This is a genomic window from Janthinobacterium sp. UMAB-56 (assembly GCF_900095265.1).
Classification (GTDB): Bacteria; Pseudomonadota; Gammaproteobacteria; order Burkholderiales; family Burkholderiaceae_D; genus Janthinobacterium.
On sequence record NZ_LT607727.1, the window covers coordinates 1 to 209 of the forward strand.

A 209-nucleotide genomic window follows, 5' to 3' on the forward strand; every position below is an offset into this window, starting at 1 on the left:
ATTCCTGCGGGTCCGGGTAAATTCTCGTATGCCTTCTTCAAGGACAACGATATCAACAAGCGCGATCCGAACACGGGCGCCATCCTCGGCACCACCTCGGCCGTGCGCCAGAACTTCATCTACGGCGAGATTCCCGTGAATGAAAACGGCACGCTGGACCTGGCGGCGACCTACATCATCGGTGAAGGCAAGGACAACGACTTCTACGG

General features: G+C 57.4%; 1 pseudogene. It reads left to right on the forward strand.

Annotated elements, in window-relative coordinates:
* Window positions 1–209: pseudogene (locus K0F85_RS28440) on the forward strand (carbohydrate porin); the annotation flags it as partial.